Source organism: Pseudomonas sp. HD6515 (genome assembly GCF_024971855.1).
Lineage (GTDB): Bacteria > Pseudomonadota > Gammaproteobacteria > Pseudomonadales > Pseudomonadaceae > Aquipseudomonas > Aquipseudomonas alloputida.
In genome coordinates this window covers 5231838-5251804 of the sequence record NZ_CP079827.1, presented here as the reverse complement: position 1 = coordinate 5251804, position 19967 = coordinate 5231838, and the positions used below count along the sequence as shown (strand labels likewise).

Genomic DNA, 19967 nt, shown 5'->3' with positions numbered 1-19967 from the left:
CCTCAGAAGCGCCAGATGACGTCGACGAAGGCGCGGTGCATGTACGAGTCCGCTTCCTTGCCGTAGGCGTCGCCCGGCTTGAATACACCGGCACGCAGGCGCACCAGGGCTGACGGCTCGTCGATGGCTTGGCTCATCGAAGCCGGCAGCAGGCCTTGCTTGAAGTACTTGGTCACGACCACGTCCATTTCCTGGCCTAGGTCTTTTTCGCCATCGACCAGCGGGCGATTCACGCCGTTGTCGTTGACCACCGCGTTGATGCCACTGGAACCGATGTTCTGGTTGCCATCGACCCGCCAGAATTTGTGGTAGATCAGGCTCGCGTCATAGTCGTCACGCAGCTGCCACGAAGCGAACAGGGTGGCGGCCTGCAGGTTGCCCAGTTCGCCGCGGAACGCTTCGCCGAAGCGGTGCACACGCGAGCGGGTGCCGGTGAAGTTGGAGCGGTTGCTCTCCAGGCCGGTCTGCTCGAAGTTGTTCGAACCGTCATCGCCGCCGCCGCCGCTACCGCGGGCGTACGCAGCGCCGACCTGCCATTGCGGGTCCAGACGCAGGCGGATACCGAGGTCGGTTGCCCAGGCGTTGACGTCACCGCTCTGCTTGCCGGTGGCGACCTGGTCGTCACCCACCTGCTGGGTGCTCAGCTTGTCGCGGTCACCGGTCAGCCAGGTGACGCTGCCCCAGTAATTCACGGTGTGGTCGTTGCGCCAGTTGTAGGCGTCGCTGTTGGCCTCCAGGCCCAGCCAGGTAAGGTCGCCAGTGCGGGTCTTGTCCAGCGCGTCGACCGTTTCGCCGGGGTTCTTCAGGCTGCCGCTGTCATGTGTGTGGTGAGCGCGCAGGCCAACCCAGTGGCCAGGGGTCCACTGCGTGGCGACGTTGCCGTAGATGTGGGTGCGGTCCTTGTCTTCCGGCGCCAGTTCGGTGAGGTCGGTGCGGTATTCGCTGAAACGCTGGGCTACGCCAAGGTCGGCCTTGAGCAGCGTGGTGTCGAAGGTCCAGTTCAGCGCTTCGATGTTGGTGTCGCGCCACATGCCATCGTCGCTGCGCAGGCGCTGGCGACCGAAGCGCAGTTGCTCGCCAGGGTAGGCGGTAAGGCCGCTGTAGCCGACCCAGAACTCGCGCATGGCCAGGTAGCTTTTGTCTGGTTGACGGCTGTCGTCGCCGGTGTCGGTACTGGTGCCGTCGTCATTCTGGCGCAAGGTGTCCGTTTCGATGGTGTCGGTCGCAGCGACCGCCTGGCCCATGGCGTAGGCACTCCAGTTACCGCGCTCGCCGTACACCCACGGGCGCAGATCCAGGCCCAGGCCGTTGACGTCGCCGCCAGAGCGGGTGCTCAGGTCACGGTCGTCTTCCGACTGGCCGGTGATTTTCACGTCCAGGCCGAAGTTTTTTTCAGCGGTCATTTCCGCCAGGGTCGGGCAGGACCACAGCAGGGCGAAGCTCAGGCCGATGCCGGCTTTCACGAAGGGATTGAGCGTCATAGCGAGTCCTCACCGTCTACTTCTTTTTCGTCGTCTTGCAGGGCTTCGAGGGCCAGGGTGCTATTCGCGCCCTGCGCCAGGCTGCCGCGTGCACGCTTTTCCTGGTCCAGCAGTTGCTGGGCCTGGTTGCGCTGATCAGGTGTCAGTTGTTGGTCGAGCTGCTGCAGCAGTTCGGCTGATTGCGGCGTCGGGTTGGCCTGCGACAGCTGGGCGAACACCCAGGCGTTGCCCGGTTGCGGGCGGATGCCGTGGCCCTCGCTGAACAGCTGAGCCAGGGCATAGTCGGCGCTGTTCTGCCCGCCACGGGCGGCGGCCAGCAGGTGGTCGACGGCTTTCTGCGGCTCGACATTGCCCAGGTAGCCGCGGCGGTAAAGCTGGCCCAGGTAGTAATGGGCGCTGATCTCACCGGCTTCGGCAGCGGCTTGCAGGTGCTGCTCGGCTTTTTGAGCGTCGGCTGGCAGGGTTTTGCCTTCGTAGTACAGGCGGCCCAGCAGCAGTTCGGCGCGTGGCTGTTCAGCTTCGCGGCCTTTGTCGATGTAGGCCATCAACTGGTCGGTGTCGCCCAGTTCGGGGAAGTCGTATACCAGCTGTGCCAGGCTGACCCAGGACGCCGGGTTGGCCGGGGCTACTTGCTCGAGCAGGTCCTTGGCGGTTTTTTCGTCGGTCTGGCCAAGGCTACGGTCGGCCAGCACGCGGGCCACGCTGTCAACACGGGTGGCCGGCACTGCGCCACGGGCGTAGGCGGCCTTCAGCTGGCCGAGCAGGGCGGCTTGCTGGTCGGCCTGGCCGCGTTTCTGGTACACGGTGGCCAGTTCGACGTAGCAGATGTCGGTGCTGTTGAGCGCCGCCTTGCAGATCTTTTCCACTTCGCCCAGGTGCTGGTCATAGGTGCCCTGGGTGCGGTACAGCAGCACCTGGGCCAGGCCCGCTTCCGGGTTGCCGGCGGCGCGCCACTGGTCGATCTGCTGCTGCGCGTTGACCTTGGGGAAGCTCTGCGGGTAGCTGAGGTAGAGCATCGCCAGTGGGATCAGGGTGTTGCTTTCGCCTTGACTGGCCGCTTGCTTGAGCAGGGTCTCTGCTTCTTCGCGCTCGGCCTGGGTGCTGTCCGGCTTGGCCACCAGCAGGCGGCCAAGGCGCGCCTGGGCGCGTGGCGACGTGGCGGCTGCAGCGCGATAGGTGGCCTCGGCTTCCTTGATTTGCGAGGGGTCGCGGGTGGCCACCTTGATGTCCGCAAGGCCGACTTGCGCTTCGCTGTAGCCCAGGTCGGCCAGCGCCTTGTAGTTGCGCTCGGCCAATGCCGTGTCACCGCGCTTCATGGCCTCGTTGGCCAGGCGCTGGTCGGGCAGGCCGGCACAGCCGGCCAGGGTGATGGCGGCGGCCAGTGCACACAATCCCAGGTTCACGCGGACCTTGTAGGTATCAGAGATCATTGTCCGTCCCTCACAGGCCACGGGCCACGGCTTTGTCGATCAGCCAGTTCAGCGAGGGGCCACGGTCGCTGTTGACCGAGGCCGGGCGGCCGGCCAGTTCGGCGGGCAGGCCGCTGTCTGGCTTGATCTGCACGCGGATGTCGGAGGACAGGTCTTCGCTGTTGAGGCTGGCGCTGCTGACGATCTGGCCGGTGCGCACTTCGTCTTCGCCGGCCACCTGGAAGTTGACCCGGGTACCCGGCTTGACCTCGTCGAACTGGCGGTAGCTGAAGCGCGCCTCGACCATCGGGTTGGTGGTGCGTGGGATCAGCTGGAAGATTGGCTGGCCCTTGGCGGCGTACTGGCCGTCGTCCACCAACTGGCGCGCGACCACGCAATCGCAGGGGCTGGTGAGGGTGCCGGACAGCTGCTTGCCGAACAGCTCCTCGATCTTCGCCGGCTCCAGCTGTGCGTCTTCAAGGTTGCCCTTGAGCATGTCCAGCATGCTGGTGGTGAAGCTGGCCAGTGGCGCGCCCTTGGCGATCTGCCCACCGCTTTCGACCAGGCTGCTCACGGTACCGTCGCGCGGCATGGTGACGTTGGTGGTTGGCACTGCGACCACACCGGCTTCGGCGTGGCTGACGAAATACATGCCATACAACGATTTGGCGACGAAGCCGAAGGCCGCAACGCCGACCACGAACACGCCCAGTGTGACGGTGACTGCCTTGAAGCGGCCGAAGGCGCTCAGGCCCGACCCACCGTCCTTCTGCTTGCGCGCCTTGGTGAAGTTGTCACGCTGCAGGGTGCTGAGGACGTCGCCGATGCTGATCAGCTCACCCGACAGGTGGCTGGTGATGATGTGCCGCAACGTGGCGATGTCGCGAGGTTCAAGGTTCTGGAACTGCGCACCGATACGGCCATTGTCCGGGTTGTACGAGCGCACCTGGAACTCGATGTCGATCGACAGGCCCAGGTTGTCGACCACGAACTGCAGGCGCCCGCGCAGCACATCGCCCACCGACTGCGGTTGCTTGGCGTGGAAGCTCAGGCCGCCGGCAGAAAGGTCTTCGACCTTGACTTCGTGGACCTGGCGCTGGGCGTCCAGGAACCGCAGCTTGGCGGGAATGCGCACCCGGGCGTGTTGGCGCTGGGCTTCGGACTCATGCACGACATTGACGTTCACGGCGGTATTCATGGTGGTTTGTTCCTGTTAGATCCGATCCGGGTTGGGCTCACACGACCATGAACAGCACAGCAACGAAGATGCTGGCAGCCGAGAAGGTCATGGTCCGCGAGGACCAGGTGTTGAACCATTGTTGAAAGCTGGCGAGGTCACGCTTGAGGGCAGTGGGCTGACGCGTCCACGACTGCTTGTCGAGGCGGAAGAACACGTAGATCTTCATCAGCGCGCCGATGATCTGGTTGTAATAGAGAATCAGCGGGTAGGCTGGGCCTACGTTGTGGCCTGAGCACAGCAGCATGATGGTGAGGATCAGGCGCGTGATGCCGATCCACAGCAGGTACACCAGCAAGAAGGCCATGCCGAACTTGAGGCTGGCGATCACCGCCACGGTCAGGCCCAGCAGGCTGGTCCACATCGACACGCGCTGGTCGAACAACACGATGCTGGTGAACAGCCCCAGGCGGCGCAGGCCAAGGCCCAGTGCCCGTGAGTTCTGCCGCAGGTTGTTGCCGTACCAGCGGTACATCAGCTTGCGGCTGGCCTTGAGGAAGCTTTTTTCCGGCGGATGCTCGACCGTGTTGATGGCGGCGTCCGGCACGTAGAAGGTGTCGTAGCCCAGCCGCATCAGGCTGAACCAGCTGGACTTGTCGTCCCCGGTAAGGAACTTGAAGCGGCCCAGGCGCCAGTGCATCAGCGAGTCGCTTTCGACGTCGGCAATGAACTCGGGGTTGGTCACCACGCTGGCGCGGAACATCGACATGCGCCCGGTCATGGTCAGTACGCGCTTGGACAGGGCCATCGAGCACATGTTGATGTGGCGCTGGGCGAAGCGCAGCTTATGCCACTCGCTCATGATGTAGCCGCCACGCACTTCGCAGAATTCATTGGTGGTCAGGCCGCCCACATTGGGGAACAGCTTGAACCACGGCACGGTCTTGCGCACCACGCCGTCGGCCAGCACGGTGTCACCGTCGATCACCGCCACCACGGCGTTCTCGTCCGGCAGCATGCGCGAGATGGCGCGGAAGCCGTAGGCCAGGCCATCACGCTTGCCGGTACCGGCGATACGCACGATGTCCAGCTTCACGTGGGCCGGTGGGTTGTACTTGGCCCACAGGCTCTTGACCAGCAGTTCATCGGACATTTCCACCAGCGAGCAGACCACGGTGGTGGGGAAGCCGCAGTTGATCGCCTCGCGGATCACCGAGCTGTACACCTGGGCGGTGGTCAGCGCTTCGATACGGAAGCTGGTGACCATCAGGTAGACATGCGACGGGTCGGTGGCGTTACCCATTTTCTGCACCTTGCGGCGCAGGTACGGGTACACGCCGTAGAGGAAGATCATGCCGCGGATGAAATGGGTGGCGCCCATGGAGTAGCGCCAGATGCCGACTGCGCCGACCAGGAAGATGAAGTGCTTCGACTGCGAGTCGAAGATATCAGCTGGCAGGGCCAGGGCGATCAGCATGAGCAGGCTCATGTAGAGCAGCCACCCGGCGCACTGCAACAGCACTGTCTGGAGCCTTTGCATGTTCAGCATCCGTCGAGAATTCGGGAAAGGGTGGGCAGCGAGGAGGCGGCTCTTGTCGAGTGCCTCATCGCTGCCCGGCCGGGCACTTACCAGCAGATGCCTTCGGTACGGTGGGTGGTGCTGGTCGGTTTGTTCATGAAGCCGACCAGGTCGATCACCTGCTTGCCGGCTGGCGCTTGCAGGGCCAGCGCACGGAACTGCTCGTCACGGTTGCCGAGGACGATGATGTCGGCGTTGTCGATCACCTGCTGCAAGTTGGCGTTGAGCAGCGACGACACGTGCGGGATCTTCGACTCGATGTAGTCCTTGTTGGCACCGTGAACACGGGCGTACTGGACGTTCTCGTCGTAGATGTCCAGCTGGTAGCCCTTGCCGATCAGGCGCTCGGCCAGTTCCACCAGCGGGCTTTCGCGCAGGTCGTCGGTGCCGGCCTTGAAGCTCAGGCCCAGCAGGGCGACCTTGCGCTTGTCGTGGGCTTCGATCAGCTCGAAGGCGTTCTGCACCTGCGATTCGTTGCTGCGCATCAGCGAGTCGAGCAGCGGTGCACGGACATCGAGGCTGGCGGCGCGGTAGGTGAGGGCGCGTACGTCCTTGGGCAGGCAAGAGCCGCCGAAGGCGAAGCCAGGGCGCATGTAGTACTGGGACAGGTTGAGGACCTTGTCCTGGCAGACCACGTCCATCACCTCGCGGCCATCGACGCCCACCGCCTTGGCGATGTTGCCGATTTCGTTGGCGAAGGTGACCTTTGTGGCGTGCCATACGTTGCAGGTGTACTTGATCATCTCGGCCACTTCGATCGGCTTGCGGATGACCGGGGCGTCGAGTTCTTCGTACAGGGCCTGGAGGATGTCACCGCTGGCGCTGTCCAGTTCGCCGATGACCGTCATCGGTGGCTGGTCGTAGTCCTTGATGGCGGTGCTTTCACGCAGGAATTCCGGGTTGACCGCCACGCCGAAGTCGACGCCGGCCTTCTTGCCCGAGCAATCTTCCAGGATCGGGATGACCACGTTCTTGACGGTGCCAGGCAGCACGGTGCTGCGCACCACGATGGTGTGACGGCGGGTGGTGTCACGCAGCACGTAGCCGATTTCGCGGCACACGGACTCGATGTACTCCAGGCCCAGGTCGCCGTTTTTCTTGCTGGGGGTGCCCACGCAGATCATCGACACATCGCTGGCACGGATGGCTTCGGCGAAGTCGGTAGTGCCGCGCAGGCGGCCATTGGCGATGCCCTGTTGCAGCAGTGCTTCCAGGCCAGGTTCGACGATGGGCGACTTGCCCTGGTTGATCAGGTCGATCTTGGTGCTGGACACGTCCACACCGATCACTTCATGGCCACGCGCCGTCAGGCAGCCTGCACAGACTGCACCCACATAACCCAAACCAAAGATGCTGATACGCATCGCTATCACCTCATGTGTTTATCACGCCGACGCCTCCGCAGAGAGCCGGGCTGGGTTGATTAACAACAGTTTTCGGGCGCACGGATCCATGGCGAATGCACACTTCGCCGAGCGCAGGCAAAATAAATCCGGAACGCAAAAAGTTATGCGCTCAAAGTTGGCACTCAATAGCCATTCATTAAAAAACGTGCCCTGAAATGCAGCCGTCTTTATTGCAATGCGCTACTTGGCGCGTTGCTGTGCTTGTTTTTTCAAGTGAATAAATCCTTTGAAATCAACCACTAGGACGATTTGTAAGGGACGCGTCTCTCCTGCATGGACAAGGTCTTCGGGGGTTTCCGTGATACCTGTCGATTTTCTCATGGCGGGCAGTGGATACCCGCTGCTGTCATCTGTAAGTCATCTCTCACAGCCCGTAGGCAGGAAAATCGTTACGGCACTATGAGCGATTGGCTTTGGCAGAAGTTCCTGAGCCAGTTTCGCTCGAATGAAAGATTTCTAAATATTTATTCAGTTGCGGACAGTTTCAAATTGATAGCACGCGGGTGTTTCACCCCCGTGTATCAAGGACGTAACTGTTGCGAGATATTTTTATGCCAGCATCTGAAAAATTTTTTCAGAATTCGTCAAAAAAGGTATGAACGGTCTTATGTCGTTTGGCGATAAAGGTGGGTGTGCTGGATTTTTGGCGTCGGATTAATGGCGTTATGGCGGTTTGCAGCGTGCCCTGTTGCAGGGCAGAGAGGGGGGGCAGAGCTGCTGGCCTCTTCGCGGGTGAACCCGCTCCTACGGGTAGCGCATTACCTGTAAGAGTGGGTTTGGCCGTGAAGGGGCGTTACAGGGTCACTCCGAGGGGTGATCGCGCAGGAACACCAAATGGTCCGGCTTGGACTGCTCGGCACTGTAGTAGTACCCCTGAGCATCGAACTGCTTGAGCTGTTCCGGGGTGCTGATGCGCTGCTGGATGACGAAGCGGCTCATCATGCCGCGGGCCTTCTTGGCGTAGAAGCTGATGATCTTGTACTGGCCGTTTTTCTGGTCCTTGAAGTCGACGTTGATCACCCGGGCCTTTAGTGCACTGCGTTTCACTGCACTGAAATACTCGTTACTGGCCAGGTTCAACAGCACGTCATCGCCTTGGTCGGCCAGGGCCTGGTTCAGCCATTCGCTGATGCGCGTGCCCCAGAAGGCGTACAGGTCCTTGCCGCGGGCGTTGGCCAGCTTGGTGCCCATCTCCAGGCGGTAGGGCTGCATCAGGTCGAGCGGGCGCAGCAGGCCATATAGGCCCGAGAGCATGCGCAGGTGGTCCTGAGCGTAGCTGAAGTCGTCTTCACTCAGGCTCTCGGCATTGAGGCCGGTGTACACGTCACCCTTGAACGCCAGCAACGCCTGCTTGGCATTGGCCGGGGTGAAGTCTGGGGTCCAGCTGCCAAAGCGCGCAGCATTCAGGCCGGCGAGCTTGTCGGACAGGTGCATCAGCTCGCTGATCTGCGCCGGCGACAGTTCGCGCAGTTGCTGGATCAGGGCCTGGGATTCATCCAGGTACTGGGGCAGGGTGAAACGCTCGGTCACTGGCGGGGTGTCGTAGTCGAGGGTCTTGGCGGGGGAAATCACCGTCAGCATCGGGTCGGCTCCTGGCATCGTTGGCCGAGGATTCTACGGGGTGGGCGGTACAAGTCCAAACTATGGCGACGATAGTCACAGCCCATGGTCGGTGCAGGCGCTATAGTTCGCGTTTTGCCGTTGCGGAGCCTTCCACTGTGCGCATTGCTTCTGCCTTGCTGGCCGGCCTGCTGAGCCTGGCCGTGCAAGCCGCCCCTTCACCTCAGGTCAGCCTGGACCGCAGCCTGTGGCCCGAACAGCTGGACAGCCCGGCGCTGTTCGATGTGGCCTCTCGGGCAGAAATCCTGTCGTTCGCCCAAGTGCTGCACGAAAGCGAGTTGCTGGATGATGCAAGCCTGGCGGCCCGGCTGGGGCTGCGGCAGATCAACCTGCAGAAGGTGCGCCAGGTTCGGGCGCGCATGTGGCAGCGGTTGTGGGAGGGTTATCAACAGGCGCAGCGCAGTTGTGAGCAGGATGCATCATTCTGCTACCCGGTTACGTCCATGGCGGAGTTGCGTACACAAGCGGCGACGTTCGCTGCCGATGTCGGTGCGTTCTATACCGGCTGGATCGAACCGAGCCACCAGTTCCATGTCCGCTACCTGGACGAGCAACTGCGCAAGGCGGCGTTGCTGCCGCAGACCAGCAGCGAAATCGAGCGGTTGTCTTCGCGTGAGCGCAAGGGTGACGAACTGAACGACCGCATGTTCCTGCTGACCTTTGTCGGCGGGCCTGGGCCCGAGGGGGGCAGTACGGATCTATTCACCGATTACCTGCGCCGGCAAAAGCTCGAAGGCACGTTCTTCACGCTCGGTAACCGTTTGCAGCAACGCCGTGATGGCGCGGCGGCAAATGCCTTGCGCCAGCTCTATAGCGGGCAGTGCGTGGGTATCCAGGGGTGGGAATACCGCTCCCATGCGCAGTGGACCGACTGGCAGGATTCGCTGCGGCGCAGCCAGGCGCGGGTGCAGGCTGATCTGCCCGAGCAGTATGTGCCGCTGTTCCGCCCTCCTTATGGCCAGCGCCGGGCTGACGGCGAAGCGTTCATGGCCCGCCAGCAGTTGCGGGTATCGTTGTGGGACATCGATGCCCAGGATGACGGTGCATTGAGCGCAGAGGCGTCCGCACAGCGCGTATTGACCCTGATGCTGTTGTGGCGCAAGGGCGTGATCCAGTTTCATGACAGCCTTCCCAAGGCGCAGCCGGCGGTGGAATGGTTGCTGCGCAATACCGCGCAAAGCGGCATCGGCTGGGAGGATTGCCGGGAATATGGATACCGCGAATAGAGGGTATGACTTTTGAGCGTAGTCCCCTCTGACGCTGGCGCCAAGGCCTCTTCGTCAATCGGAAAAATAAACTTCAAAAATGCGTAAAAATGCTTTTTTCGGTCATGGTTTTTGCGGTATGAAGAAACCAGACAGCCGATTCCTGCAGCACAGGTGGCGTCATCCAGGCCCACCTAGCCAGGTTCGCTTCCCGCCCGTAACAACGCGGATACGGGAACAGCGGCAGTCACTCTGCGGCGTAACAGACCACGCCGTGTGGCTTCGACATAAGGTGACCGAGTATGGATGACCAAGGACGCAACCCTTCCTCCAGCAAGCCAATCCTGTATGTGCTCGATACCAACGTCCTGATTCACGACCCTAACGCGTTACTGAACTTCGAGGAGCACCATGTCGCCATCCCGATGACGGTGCTGGAGGAACTCGACAAGCTCAAGACCGGCAAACAAAGCATCGCCGCCGAATGCCGCCAAGCCATCCGCCTGATAGACCAGACCCTCGGTGACGCTTCGCCCAGCGATGTCGAGCAGGGCGTACCGATCCAGCGCAACAAGAGCGGCCCCAAGGGGTTCCTGTCCATCCTGATGACCCCGCGCAACGAGCCGAACAAGCTGCTGCCGGAAAACCTCAACGACAACATCATCATCAACCAGTTGCTCGAAGTCCGGGCCCGGCGCACCGACCTGGACGTCGTGCTGGTCACCAAAGACATCAACATGCGCCTGAAGGCGCGCGCTTGCGGTATAGCGGCTGAGGACTACAGCACCGACCAACTGGTCGATGACGTGTCGTTGCTGTCCAAGGGCTACCATTCGGTCACCGGCTCGTTCTGGGACCGCGTGAGCAAGGTCGATACCCGCCAGGAGCGCGGCCGCACCTGGCATCGGGTGCAGATGATCGACAACCTGCCAGCTGTGCACGTCAATGAGTTCATCATCGATGAGCAGGGCTTCGTCGGGTGGATCAAGGGCATTCGTGACGACGAACTGCTGCTGCTCGACCTGCACCAGGAGCCGTTGCTGCACCAAGAAGCCTGGGGCCTGAAACCACGCGACATTCACCAAAGCCTGGCGCTGTTTGCCCTGCTGGACCCGGATATCCACCTGGTGAACCTGACCGGCGCCGCCGGCTCCGGTAAAACCATCCTGGCGCTGGCTGCGGCCATCGAGCAAACCATGGTCAGCAAGCGCTACCGGCGCATCATCGCCACCCGCAGCGTGCAGGGGCTGGACCAGGAGATTGGCTTCCTGCCGGGTACCGAAGCAGAGAAGATGGAGCCGTGGCTGGGCGCCATCACTGACAACCTCGAAGCTTTGCACATGGATGACGAAAGCACCCATGGCAGCGTCGAATACATCCTTGAGCGCGTGCCGCTGCAGTTCAAGTCGCTGAACTACATCCGTGGCCGCAGCTTCCAGCAGAGCCTGATCCTGATTGACGAGTGCCAGAACCTGACGCCGCACCAGATGAAAACCATCATCACCCGTGCCGGCTCCGGGTCCAAGGTGGTCTGCCTGGGCAACCTGGCGCAGATCGACACCCCCTACCTGTCCGCGACCAGCTCGGGCCTGACCTACCTGACCGAGCGCTTCAAGGACTTCCCCCACGGCGTGCACATCACCCTGCAGGGCGTGCCTCGCTCGGTGCTGGCCGAGTACGCCGAGTCTCATTTGTAAACCCTGTAGCCGGGCAGATTACTGCCCGGCCTCTTCGTGGACACGCCCGTTCACAGGATCTCCACTTGATTCGAGGCCATGGAGCTCCTGTGGGAGCGGGCGTGCCCGCGAAGAGGCCAAACCTGCCGACACATACCTCTGCTCAAACCTGACCCACAGGTTTACACTGCGAAATCCCTTCACAGGAGCAGAGCAGTGCTGACACATCTTGATTCCCAGGGGCGGGCCAACATGGTCGACGTCACTGAAAAGGCCGTGACCGAGCGCGAGGCTACCGCCGAGGCGCGGGTGCGCATGTTGCCGCAGACCTTGCAGATGATCGTCGACGGTGAACACCCCAAGGGTGATGTGTTCGCCGTGGCGCGCATTGCCGGGATACAGGCGGCGAAAAAAACCAGCGACCTGATTCCGCTGTGCCACCCGCTGATGCTCACCAGCGTCAAGGTCGAGCTCAGCGCCGAGGGGCAGGACGCCGTGCGCATCGTCGCCCGCTGCAAGCTGGCCGGGCAGACCGGTGTGGAGATGGAGGCGCTGACCGCCGCCAGCGTGGCCGCGCTGACGATCTATGACATGTGCAAGGCTGTGGGTAAAGGTATGGTCATCGAGCAGGTGCGCCTGCTGGAAAAACTCGGTGGCAAGAGTGGCCATTACAAGGTGGAGGCGTGATGAAGGTCAAGGTGATGTACTTCGCCCGTTACCGCGAACTGTTGGGCGTGGATGCCGAGCGGGTGGAGGGTGCGTTCAAGGTGCTCGATGATGTGCGCCAGGCCTTGGTTGCCAAGGGCGGGCAGTATGAAGTGCTGGCCGAGCAGAACCTGATGTGCGCGCGCAACGAAGAGCTGTGCAAGCTCGATGAACCGCTGGAAGAGGGCGATGAAGTGGCGTTCTTCCCACCGGTGACCGGAGGCTGAACATGGCTGTACGAGTGCAGGAAGGCGCGTTCGACCCGGGGGCTGAGACCAATGCCATGCATGCAGCCAATGTGGGCGTGGGCGCGGTGGTCGGTTTTGTCGGCTATGTGCGGGATTTCAACGATGGCCGCGAAGTGGCGGGGATGTTCCTCGAACACTATCCGGGCATGACCGAAAAGGCCCTGGCCAAGATCGTGGTCGAGGCCGAGCAGCGTTGGCCGCTCTTGAAAGTGGAGGTGCTGCACCGCATCGGTGCGCTGGAACCGGGCGAACCGATTGTGTTCGTGGGGGTGGCCAGTGCCCATCGGCAGGCGGCGTTCGATGCCTGCAACTTCATCATGGACTACCTGAAGACCCGGGCGCCGTTCTGGAAGAAGGAGAATACCCAGGAAGGGCCAAGGTGGGTGGAGGGGAAGGAAAGTGACCAGGATGCGGCGGGGCGCTGGTAATCAAGGCGCCACCGGTCGCCTGTAGGAGCGGGTTTACCCGCGAAAGGGCCGGCCCTGCTGGCCAATCTCCACCCGCCGTTCACCGTTGCCGCCACTACCGTATTCGCGGGTAAACCCGCTCCTACAGGGGGGCCTTGTGTCGCGAAAGGGCCGCGGAGCGGCCCCCGATAATCTGCGCATCAAAGCCGAAATCCCGGGGCCGCTGCGCGGCCCAATCGCGACACAAGGCCGCTGCCACAGGGCGCATGTAGCCTGCTGAAGTCAGTGATGCTTGCGCGGCACCGGCTTTAGCAGTTCATCCGGCGGCATCTCGCACTTGATCTTGCGCCCCAGCAGCGCTTCGATCGCCGGCAGCTGATACGAGTCATCCTCACCGGCAAAGCTGATCGACACACCACTGGTGCCGGCACGGCCGGTACGGCCAATGCGGTGCACGTAGTCGTCAGGGTCTTCCGGCAGGGTGAAGTTGATCACGTGGCTGATGCCATCGATATGGATCCCGCGCCCGGCCACGTCGGTGGCCACCAGCACGGTGATGCGCCCTTCGCGGAAGCTCTCCAGGGTTCGGATGCGCTTGTGCTGCGGCACGTCGCCCGACAGCTGGGCGGCATTGATACCGTCGCGTACCAGCTTTTCCTCGATGCGCCGCACTTCGTCCTTGCGGTTGGCGAACACCATCACCCGTTCCCACTTGTTCTGGGTTACCAGGTTGTACAGCAGCTTGTACTTGTCGCTGCCGGCCACCGCATACACGTGCTGCTCCACCGTTTCGCTGGCCACGTTCTCCGGCTCGATCTCGACAATGGCCGGGTTGGTGGTCCACTGCTTGGCCAGGTTCATCACATCGTCGGTGAAGGTGGCGGAGAACAGCAGGGTCTGGCGCTCGCTTTTCGGCGGTGTCTGACGAATGATTTGGCGGACCTGGGGGATGAAGCCCATGTCGAGCATGCGGTCGGCTTCGTCAAGCACCATCACCTCGACCATGTCCAGGTGCACTTCGCCACGCTGGTTGAAGTCCAGCAGGCGGCCCGGGGTGGCCACCAGGATATCGCAGTGGCGCGCTTCCAGGGCTTTGAGCTGCTTGTCGAAGTCCATGCCACCGACGAAGCTCATCACGTTCAGGCCGGTGTACTTGGTCAGGGCAGCGGCGTCCTTGGCGATCTGCACCACCAGCTCGCGGGTGGGGGCGATGATCAGCGCGCGCGGCTCGCCCATGTAGCGCTCTTTAGGCGGTGGCGTCTGCTGTAACTGGGAAATGATCGAGATCAGGAAGGCGGCCGTCTTGCCGGTGCCCGTCTGGGCCCGGCCGATAGCGTCCTGGCCACGCAGGGTGTAACCCAGGACCTGCGCCTGGATTGGCGTGCAGTACGGGAAGCCCAGGTCGTGGATGGCGTGCATCAGCTCGTTGGACAGCTTGAAGTCGTGGAAGCGGGTTTTGCCTTCCTGTGGCTCGACCACGAAGTCCTCGGGCTTCCACAGGCTGGCCTGTGGCTTGGGCTTGCGTTCGCGGCGCGGTTTGTCCTTGGCCGGTTGTTCGGCAGGTGGCGTCGCGGCGGCAGGTTGCTCAGCCTTGGGGGCGGGGTTGGCATGGGGTGCGGCCGGTTTTGCCGCGGGCCGGGCTTCCGGCGTCACGCTGGCAGCAGGAGCGGCGGCTTGTGGCGCGGCCTCTCCCTTGCCGAATATTTTTCTGAGTGCTTTGAGCACGGTCGTCTCATCAACTGATTAAGGAATGTACGCCGGGCAGTGTAATGCAAGATCCGGGCGCGGCGTAGCGGAATACGCCCACAACTACAAGCGAGGTTGCCTATTGCAGCTGCTTGCTCAGCCAGTCGTGGATATCGTTCAGTTCTTCGACCACCACTTCGTGTTCCATCGGGTATTCGTACCAGCGGGCAGCGACGCCCCAGGTGTTCAGGTACTCGAAGGCGGTACGGCCCATGGACGGGATGACCACCGGGTCATGCACGCCATGCAGGCACAGGGCCGGTGTGCGCTGCTGGCAGGCACTCAACTGATGCTGGTCATTGAAGGTGGGGGCATAGGTGGACAGGGCGATCACCCCACCCAGTGCTTCCTGCCACTTTATATAGGCAGTGTGCAGCACCACCGCGCCGCCCTGGGAGAAGCCGGCCAGGAAGATCCGCGACAGGTTGATGCCTTTGGCCTGCTCGGCCTTGATCAGCGCAACCACCTGCTCGGCAGACGCTTCCAGCTGCGCTTCGTCGATGGCACGGGCCGGGGTCATGGCCTTGATGTCATACCAGCTGGGCATGGCATAGCCGCCGTTGATGGTCACGGGGCGGGTCGGTGCCTGGGGCATGATGAAGCGAGTGCTGAGCAAGCGCTCCTGCATGAATTCGGCCACAGGTAGGAAGTCGTAACGGTCGGCCCCCAGACCGTGCAACCAGATCACACAGGCGTCAGCGGTTTTCTGTGGTTCGAGAATCAGCGGGTTGGTCATGACTGCTCCGAAAGTGTGCGGGTCTTGTTATGGCGTGCGTGAAAAGAAAGCACCGGAAATGATTGTCGGAAAAAGAATGTCGCAACGATACAACTTTTCCTACTTGACGAGCGCTTAAACGCTACAGCCAGAAAATTTGGTACGCGGTTTGCAACTCAACCTGTGATGCAAAGGGCAGGCCGTGACGGTAACACCCTCTGCACGCGAAGGCTGTCACAGAACAGTCCATTGCGCCAATTGACCCAATAACAAGCCAATACGGGTCGGATACGCCTCAAAAGGGTGCGGTGCAATTCCGGCTCGATACAACAAGAGCGATTTGGAGGTTGTGAATGAAGATGTTGAAAACCACCCTGGCAGTCCTGACCGCTGCCGCCGCGCTGGGCGCCGTGAGCACTGCCCAGGCCGGCGCCACCCTCGATGCGGTAAAGAAGAAGGGCTTCGTCCAGTGTGGCGTGAGCGACGGTCTTCCAGGCTTCTCGGTACCTGATGCGCAGGGCAAGATCGTCGGCATCGATGCCGATGTCTGCCGCGCCGTGGCCGCCGCCGTGTTCGGTGATGCCACCAAGGTCAAGTTCAGCCAGCTCAACGCCAAGGAACGCTTCACTGCCCTGCAGTCGGGCGAGGTCGACGTGCTGTCGCGTAACACCACCTGGACCAGCTCGCGCGATGCCGGCATGGGCCTGGTGTTCGCGGGTGTCACCTACTATGACGGCGTCGGCTTCCTGGTCAACAAGAAGCTTGGCGTTTCCAGCGCCAAAGAGCTCGATGGCGCGACCATCTGCATCCAGGCCGGCACCACCACCGAGCTGAACGTGTCGGACTTCTTCCGTGCCAATGGCCTGAAGTACACCCCGATTACCTTCGACACCTCTGACGAGAGCGCCAAATCGCTGGAGTCTGGCCGTTGCGACGTGCTGACTTCGGACAAATCGCAGCTGTTCGCCCAGCGCTCCAAGCTGGCTGCGCCGACCGACTACGTGGTGTTGCCGGAAACCATCTCCAAGGAGCCACTGGGCCCGGTAGTGCGTAAAGGCGACGAGGAGTGGTTCAGCATCGTCAAGTGGACCCTGTTCGCCATGCTCAATGCCGAAGAAGCGGGCATCACTTCCAAGAACGTCGAGGCCGAGGCCAAGGCCACCAAGAACCCGGATGTCGCCCGACTGCTGGGTGCGGATGGCGAGTATGGCAAGGACCTCAAGCTGCCCAAAGACTGGGTAGTGCAGATCGTCAAGCAAGTGGGTAACTATGGCGAAGTGTTCGAGAAGAACCTGGGCCAGAGCACTGACTTGAAGATCGACCGTGGCATGAACGCCCTGTGGAACAACGGCGGCATCCAGTACGCGCCTCCAGTGCGCTGATGGCTGCATCCTGCGGCGGCATTCCGCCGCCGCAGGCTGTTCGAATCCCTACTGTCCGGGGCACTTCATGCAAAATCAAATCGGCGCACCCAAGGGCTTGTCCCTTAACGATCCGCGTGTGCGCGCGTGGCTGTTCCAGATCCTCACGATCGTCTTCGTGGTCGGCCTGGGCTGGTACCTGTTTCACAACACGCAAACCAACCTGCAACACCGGGGCATTACCTCGGGCTTCGACTTCCTCGACCGCAGTGCCGGCTTCGGCATCGCCCAGCACCTGATCCCCTATGTGGAATCCGACAGTTATGCGCGGGTGTTCGTCATCGGCCTGCTCAATACCCTGTTGGTGACCTTCATCGGCGTCATCCTGGCAACGATTCTGGGCTTCATCATCGGTGTAGCGCGCCTGTCACCGAACTGGATGATCAGCAAACTGGCAACCGTGTATGTGGAAACCTTCCGCAACATTCCGCCGTTGCTGCAGATTCTGTTCTGGTACTTCGCCGTGTTCCTGACCCTGCCGGGACCGCGGGGCAGCATCAACATCGACGACATGTTCTTCATCAGCAACCGCGGCCTGAACATGCCGGGTGCGTCGATGGCCGACGGTTTCTGGCCATTCGTGGTGGCCCTGGCAGTAGCGATTGTCGCGATCGTGCTGATGGTGCGCTTTGCCAACAAGCGCTTCGACGAGACCGGCGTGCCATTCCACAAGTTCTGGGTGGGCCTTGCGCTGTTCATCGCCATCCCAGGGCTGAGCGTGTTGCTGTTCGGCAGCCCGGTCAGCTGGGAGGTGCCGCAGCTCAAAGGCTTCAACTTTGTCGGTGGCTGGGTGCTGATCCCCGAGTTGCTGGCGCTGACCCTGGCGCTGACTATCTATACGGCAGCCTTCATCGCCGAGATCGTGCGTTCCGGCATCCGTTCGGTCAGCCATGGCCAGACCGAAGCCGCGCGCTCGCTGGGCCTGCGCGAGGGCCCGACCCTGCGCAAGGTGATCATTCCCCAGGCACTGCGGGTGATCATTCCGCCGCTGACCAGCCAATACCTCAACCTGGCGAAGAACTCTTCACTGGCGGCCGGTATCGGCTACCCGGAGATGGTCTCGCTGTTCGCGGGCACCGTGCTCAATCAGACCGGCCAGGCCATCGAGGTGATCGCCATCACCATGAGTGTCTATCTCGCCATCAGCATCAGCATTTCGCTGCTGATGAACTGGTACAACAAGCGCATTGCGCTGATCGAGCGGTGAGGATACGCCCGTGAATGCCCATGTTTTCAAACCCGATATGCCGCCACCGGTGAAAACCGTCGGCGTGCTCGCATGGATGCGTGCCAATCTGTTCTCCAGCTGGCTCAACACGCTGTTGACCCTGTTCGCCCTCTACCTGGTGTGGCTGATCGTGCCGCCGTTGCTGCAGTGGGCGTTGATCGATGCCAACTGGGTCGGCACCACGCGCGCCGATTGCACCAAGGACGGCGCCTGCTGGGTGTTCGTGCAGCAGCGCTTTGGCCAGTTCATGTACGGCTATTACCCGACTGAGCTGCGCTGGCGTGTGGACCTGACCGTGTGGCTTGCCGTGCTCGGCGCCGCGCCGTTGTTCATCAAGCGTTTCCCGCGCAAAGCCTTCTATGGCCTGGGCTTCCTGGTGCTGTACCCGGTACTGGCCTATACCCTGCTGCACGGTGGGTACCTGGGCCTGGAAAGCGTACCGACCAGCCAGTGGGGCGGGTTGATGCTGACCCTGGTGATCGCCACCGTGGGCATCGTCGGCGCCTTGCCGCTGGGCATCCTGCTGGCACTGGGCCGGCGTTCGAGGATGCCGGCCGTGAAAGTGGTATGCGTGACCTTCATCGAGTTCTGGCGGGGCGTACCGCTGATCACCGTGCTGTTCATGTCGTCGGTGATGCTGCCGTTGTTCCTGCCAGAAGGCATGAGCTTCGACAAGCTGCTGCGGGCGATGATTGGTGTGATCCTGTTCCAGTCGGCGTACATCGCCGAGGTGGTGCGCGGCGGCCTGCAGGCCATCCCCAAGGGCCAGTACGAAGCCGCCGCGGCCATGGGCCTTGGCTACTGGCGCTCGATGGGGCTGGTGATCTTGCCGCAGGCGCTGAAGCTTGTGATCCCCGGCATCGTCAACACCTTCATTGCCCTGTTCAAGGACACCAGCCTGGTGATCATCATCGGCCTGTTCGACCTGCTCAACAGCGTCAAGCAAGCAGCCGCAGACCCCGCCTGGTTGGGCATGGCCACCGAGGGCTACGTGTTCGCCGCCCTGGTGTTCTGGATTTTCTGTTTCGGTATGTCCCGCTACTCCATGCATCTGGAGCGCAAGCTGGACACTGGCCACAAGCGTTAGGAGTTTCGAAATGAGTGAAGCGATCAAGCAGCCTGCTGGCCCCGAAGGCATCATCCAGATGCAGGGTGTGAACAAGTGGTACGGCCAGTTCCATGTGCTCAAGGACATCAACCTGAACGTGCGCCAGGGCGAGCGTATCGTGCTGTGCGGGCCGTCCGGCTCGGGCAAGTCCACCACCATCCGCTGCCTTAACCGCCTGGAAGAGCATCAGCAAGGGCGCATCGTGGTCGATGGAGTGGAGCTGACCAACGACCTCAAGCAGATCGAGGCCATCCGCCGCGAGGTGGGCATGGTGTTCCAGCACTTCAACCTGTTCCCGCACCTGAGCATCCTGGAGAACTGCACCCTGGCGCCGATGTGGGTGCGCAAGATGCCACGGCGCAAGGCCGAGGAAATTGCCATGCACTACCTGGAGCGTGTGCGGATTCCGGAGCAGGCACACAAGTACCCTGGCCAGTTGTCTGGCGGCCAGCAGCAGCGTGTGGCCATTGCCCGCGCGTTGTGCATGAAGCCCAAGATCATGCTGTTCGACGAACCGACCTCGGCACTGGACCCGGAAATGGTCAAGGAAGTGCTCGATACCATGGTGGGCCTGGCCGAGGATGGCATGACCATGCTCTGCGTGACCCACGAAATGGGCTTTGCCCGTACCGTGGCGAACCGGGTTATCTTCATGGACAAGGGCGAGATTGTGGAGCAGGCCGCGCCGGATGACTTCTTCGACCGGCCGCGCAGTGACCGGACCAAGTTGTTCCTCAGCCAGATCCTGCATTGATGCAGTAGCGGCAGCAGACTCGGCCAACTGTGGGAGCGGCCTTGTGTCGCGACGGGCCGCAAAGCGGCCCCGGGCATATGCC

General features: G+C 62.0%; 17 protein-coding genes. 9 read left to right on the top strand and 8 right to left on the bottom strand.

The genetic code is table 11. The features are described from left to right. Positions 1-2 precede the first annotated feature (2 nt). The 6 genes from KW568_RS24305 to yaaA form a co-directional block, all read right to left on the bottom strand. The gene (locus tag KW568_RS24305; protein WP_259537019.1) at positions 3-1481 is read right to left on the bottom strand and encodes an alginate export family protein; all 1479 of its coding nucleotides are present in this window, start codon (positions 1479-1481) and stop codon (positions 3-5) included. Beyond that, entirely contained in the window at positions 1478-2911 is a 1434-nt protein-coding gene (algK, locus tag KW568_RS24300) for an alginate biosynthesis TPR repeat lipoprotein AlgK (RefSeq protein ID WP_003251758.1), read from the bottom strand. Before algK ends, KW568_RS24305 begins: the two co-directional genes overlap by 4 nt. A 10-nt stretch (positions 2912-2921) precedes the next feature. Then, entirely contained in the window at positions 2922-4088 is a 1167-nt protein-coding gene (locus KW568_RS24295; RefSeq protein ID WP_047604392.1) for a PilZ domain-containing protein, read from the bottom strand. Between the two features lie 37 nt (positions 4089-4125). Continuing rightward, positions 4126-5607, bottom strand: a complete 1482-nt coding sequence (locus KW568_RS24290; protein WP_003251762.1) for a glycosyltransferase family 2 protein — start codon at positions 5605-5607, stop codon at positions 4126-4128. Positions 5608-5693: 86 nt separating this feature from the next. Then, a complete protein-coding gene (locus KW568_RS24285; RefSeq protein WP_003251764.1) occupies positions 5694-7010 on the bottom strand; it encodes a nucleotide sugar dehydrogenase in 1317 nt (438 codons plus the stop codon). An 843-nt stretch (positions 7011-7853) separates the two neighbouring features. Further along, on the bottom strand, positions 7854-8633 hold the full coding sequence (gene yaaA / locus KW568_RS24280) for a peroxide stress protein YaaA (RefSeq protein ID WP_003251767.1): 780 nt from the start codon (positions 8631-8633) through the stop codon (positions 7854-7856). Positions 8634-8770: 137 nt separating this feature from the next. Here yaaA and KW568_RS24275 point away from each other — a divergent pair, with 137 nt between their 5' ends. The 5 genes from KW568_RS24275 to moaE all read left to right on the top strand — a co-directional run bounded on the left by KW568_RS24275 (position 8771) and on the right by moaE (position 12934). Continuing rightward, positions 8771-9898, top strand: coding sequence for a polysaccharide deacetylase family protein (locus tag KW568_RS24275; protein WP_259537015.1), 1128 nt, complete (start codon positions 8771-8773; stop codon positions 9896-9898). Positions 9899-10179: 281 nt separating this feature from the next. Next, positions 10180-11574 (top strand): PhoH family protein, encoded by a 1395-nt coding sequence (locus KW568_RS24270; RefSeq protein WP_003251772.1) that lies wholly within the window; start codon positions 10180-10182, stop codon positions 11572-11574. Between the two features lie 195 nt (positions 11575-11769). Further along, positions 11770-12240 carry a cyclic pyranopterin monophosphate synthase MoaC gene (gene moaC, locus KW568_RS24265; protein WP_259537012.1) on the top strand — a complete coding sequence of 157 codons (471 nt, stop codon included), beginning with the start codon at positions 11770-11772 and terminating at the stop codon, positions 12238-12240. Continuing rightward, on the top strand, positions 12240-12485 hold the full coding sequence (gene moaD / locus KW568_RS24260) for a molybdopterin converting factor subunit 1 (protein WP_003251777.1): 246 nt from the start codon (positions 12240-12242) through the stop codon (positions 12483-12485). Before moaC ends, moaD begins: the two co-directional genes overlap by 1 nt. A gap of 2 nt (positions 12486-12487) precedes the next feature. Continuing rightward, positions 12488-12934, top strand: coding sequence for a molybdopterin synthase catalytic subunit MoaE (gene moaE / locus KW568_RS24255; protein WP_014860718.1), 447 nt, complete (start codon positions 12488-12490; stop codon positions 12932-12934). A 261-nt stretch (positions 12935-13195) separates the two neighbouring features. On the opposite strand, the gene rhlB is transcribed toward moaE, so the two are convergent. Together rhlB and KW568_RS24245 are read right to left on the bottom strand one after the other, a co-directional pair. Beyond that, positions 13196-14638 (bottom strand): ATP-dependent RNA helicase RhlB, encoded by a 1443-nt coding sequence (rhlB, locus tag KW568_RS24250; RefSeq protein ID WP_003251780.1) that lies wholly within the window; start codon positions 14636-14638, stop codon positions 13196-13198. A 100-nt stretch (positions 14639-14738) separates the two neighbouring features. After that, on the bottom strand, positions 14739-15395 hold the full coding sequence (locus KW568_RS24245; protein WP_003251782.1) for an alpha/beta hydrolase: 657 nt from the start codon (positions 15393-15395) through the stop codon (positions 14739-14741). Positions 15396-15727: 332 nt separating this feature from the next. Here KW568_RS24245 and KW568_RS24240 point away from each other — a divergent pair, with 332 nt between their 5' ends. The 4 genes from KW568_RS24240 to KW568_RS24225 all read left to right on the top strand — a co-directional run bounded on the left by KW568_RS24240 (position 15728) and on the right by KW568_RS24225 (position 19885). Further along, positions 15728-16756 carry an amino acid ABC transporter substrate-binding protein gene (locus tag KW568_RS24240; RefSeq protein WP_003251785.1) on the top strand — a complete coding sequence of 343 codons (1029 nt, stop codon included), beginning with the start codon at positions 15728-15730 and terminating at the stop codon, positions 16754-16756. 67 nt (positions 16757-16823) lie between these two features. Continuing rightward, entirely contained in the window at positions 16824-18002 is a 1179-nt protein-coding gene (locus tag KW568_RS24235) for an amino acid ABC transporter permease (protein ID WP_003251788.1), read from the top strand. A 10-nt stretch (positions 18003-18012) separates the two neighbouring features. Further along, a complete protein-coding gene (locus KW568_RS24230) occupies positions 18013-19110 on the top strand; it encodes an amino acid ABC transporter permease (protein ID WP_003251789.1) in 1098 nt (365 codons plus the stop codon). 10 nt (positions 19111-19120) lie between these two features. Further along, positions 19121-19885, top strand: a complete 765-nt coding sequence (locus tag KW568_RS24225; RefSeq protein ID WP_003251792.1) for an amino acid ABC transporter ATP-binding protein — start codon at positions 19121-19123, stop codon at positions 19883-19885. The last annotated feature ends 82 nt before the right edge of the window (positions 19886-19967 follow it).